The sequence below is a fragment of the Microcystis sp. M31BS1 genome, assembly GCF_020245285.1.
Taxonomy (GTDB): Bacteria; Cyanobacteriota; Cyanobacteriia; order Cyanobacteriales; family Microcystaceae; genus Microcystis; species Microcystis panniformis.
Window position 1 is genome coordinate 1 of sequence record NZ_JADBVE010000048.1, and the last position, 3035, is coordinate 3035.

At 39.9% G+C, this 3035-nt stretch carries 1 protein-coding gene; it reads left to right on the plus strand.

Annotation, left to right across the window (positions count from 1 at the left end; translation table 11 throughout):
• Positions 1 to 745 precede the first annotated feature (745 nt).
• A complete protein-coding gene (locus IM509_RS02625) occupies positions 746 to 2425 on the plus strand; it encodes a WD40 domain-containing protein (protein WP_072924237.1) in 1680 nt (559 codons plus the stop codon).
• Positions 2426 to 3035 lie beyond the last annotated feature (610 nt).

Genomic DNA, 3035 nt, shown 5'->3' on the forward strand with positions numbered 1-3035 from the left:
ATGGGGCGAAAGTCTGTGGACTCTGTGTAAGACAGTACATGGTTTTTTAACTGTGGTATGCGACGGTGGTGGAAGCAGAAACTTAAATCGTGAGGTTTAGGAATCGCCGCACTTTTAGGGCGGCGAGGATGTCAAATTCTGTCTGATCTTCTCACTTCCCCTCCCGACCACCGACTCCTAACCCCACCAACAAACTTATTCAGCAAGTCCTAATTATTGATTGCCTCGGTTTGAATGGCCACCTATCAACAATCTATCTCCATACCACAATTTAGCCATTTTGTCAAAAAAAATTTGACTTTGCAACAAAACTACACAAAAATTAGATCAACGTTGTTCGGAAAAAAAGGGAGAATTGGCGGAACTGTTTGGTTTTGCCCAAGGGAAAAATCTAGATTTAGCAAGGGTTTTAAGACAACCCAGATCATTAAAACCCTAAAAATTACAATAAAAGCCATCATAGCATAATGCAAAATTATACCAGAATCGCTGGAAGTATTGTAACCTCGTAAATAAATAAAAATTATTCTCAATAAATTCTTAAGTAAAAATAAATATTACCGATTGTAAATTTAAATATTTTTAAGTATTGAGAGTATTTATATATAAAATACTTATCATTTTGCCCTGATTGTCTCTGACTTTTCCCTCCCCAGAGTAATTTTGGGGAGTCAGTCGTCGATACCAAACTAGGCTACACTCTATAGGAGAAACCCGATGACTAAATTGATTATTTCGCAAAAATATGGCTAAAAAGCTCGATTTTGTTATTCCCGCCGTCGGTGGAGTCACAGGAGCCAATTTATCTGCTTGTCTAGGAAATATTGGCTTAGTCGGCGGATTTGGCGGTATAAGCGTCGGTTTAGTGGGAATGACGGGGATTGGCATCCTGACAAGTTCGGCAATTTATGCCAGTCTGCAAGGACTAGAAACAAAGGATCACAATGTCGGGTTAGCTTTGGGGACAGGAAGCCTTGGCGGAATCGGTATCTACTCTACCTTTGGGGGTGTGGGAGTTGCGGTTAAAGGTACAGCTTTCGGTGTTGGTGTCGGTTCTATGGCGATCGCTGGCGGCCTAGTCGGGTTAGGAATCTACGGAGTGATGAAAATGTTATCTCCCACCTACTCCGACGATAATTTTTATAGGAATCTAGAATTTTTTGATCGCATTACTAGAGAGTACGAAGAAGCTTTATTTTGGCAAGAAGTTACGGGGAAATATGAAAATCTAGAGGCAGAATTACAGCGACTGTTAGAAGAAGTATCTGTTCAGGAAAATCAACAGTTAGATTCTACAGAAATTACTATTCCAGAGCGTTTATCTTGGCAGTGTTTCCAAACTCTTAAAGGTCATCAGGAAAATATTGGGGCGATCGATATTAGCTCTGATGGTAAAATTATCGCTAGTGCGGGAGAAGATCAAACCATAAAACTTTGGCAGCGAGAAACGGGTAAATTAATTTATTCCTTTGCGGGAGTTAATGAACCGATCCAAACTTTGGCTATAAGTCCTAATGGTAAATCGATTATTGCTGGTGGATTGGATGGCAGAATTAGTCAGTGGCAATTAGACACTAAGCAGTATAAAAGTAGTTTTTTCGCTCGTGTAAATGCTCCCGATAGTCACGATGGTGTAATTTTACAATTAGCTTTTGCTGCTAATGAAAGATTTATTGTTAGTGCTAGTAATGACAAAACTCTGCGAATCTGGGGTTATCAGACAGGAGAATTAAAGCGAACTTTAATCGGTCATGAGGAGGCAGTTAATACCTGTGCCATTAGTCCCGATAGCCAAATTATTGCTAGTGGTAGTGATGATAAAACTATTAAATTATGGCGATTTGATCATAGTTATGCTTATCAAACTTTTAGCGGTGACAGGGCAGCCGTTAACAGTTTAGCTTTTAGTAATGATGGTCAATATCTAGTTAGTGGCGGTAGTGATAAAACGATTAAAATCTGGGATATAAAGACAGGAGAAATTATTAAAAGTTGGCAGGCACACGAGCAGGCAATTATCAGTATTGCTATTAATCCTCATCGCCATCTAATTGCTAGTGCTTCCCGAACAGAAATTAAAATTTGGCAAGGACAAACAGGAGAATTAATTAAAGTTTTACGGGGAACTGCTCCCTTAAAATTTAGTCCTGATGGTCAATTTTTAATCACAGGTAGTTATGGAGGTAAGGTAAAAATATGGTCGGAAATGTTAGGAGAATTAGAAATATTACCCTCCGATTCTGAGGATTGGTGGGAGGTTTTAGAGGTTTCTAAGAATGCCAGTTTTTCAGAAGTTAAACAAAGATATTATCAGCTTGCTCGTCAGTATCACCCCGATCACAATTCCTCCGCCATGGCGATTAAAATTATGCAAAAAATTAATCGAGCTTACGAGCGGTTTTTATTTTCTATCTCGCAACAGTAAAATTGTCAGCGTAGGGTGAAGTATTTAACTATCTTTCGATTCTCCCTTACTTATGGTGATATATAATTAAATTGAAGATAAATTTTGTCTTTGATCCCCCCTGCCCCCCTTGATAAGGGGGGTGTCGATCCCCCCTGCCCCCCTTGATAAGGGGGGTGTCCATGAGTAGAAAACGGGTTTCTCGGAGAAACCCGTTTTCTGTGCTGAAAAAGTACGGGCGAAGCATTCGGATAGAAAATCTACGGTTTCAGCAATAGGTTATTGCCCGAATGCTTCGCCCCTACAGGATGCGGGCCGATGAAGACGCAGGGATAGGTTATACTGAATCCGGTTATTAAAAACCGATTATTTATTGTCTCTTTTCCCTTTTGCCTCTTGCATGAGTGCCTTATCTCAACAAGCAATTTAAATGCGCGGGCAGCTTAGCTTACCTTTCGAGAAAAAATTTTTTTGCACAGGGAGTCCTTACAATAGAAAAGGGAACACACAACCAAATTGCTGGTATTTTTCCTCTGGGCATGGTGGCGCAGTTTATAGAATTTAGCTGGAATTTATGAATCATTTTCTGCATTCTTTCACTGTTTTTCCTGATTCTGCCCGAAAATCTCGC

Excerpts from the sequence above, each read along its gene's own strand:
- IM509_RS02625 (WP_072924237.1), top strand. The coding sequence starts at position 746 with ATGGCTAAAAAGCTCGATTTTGTTATTCCCGCCGTCGGTGGAGTCACA.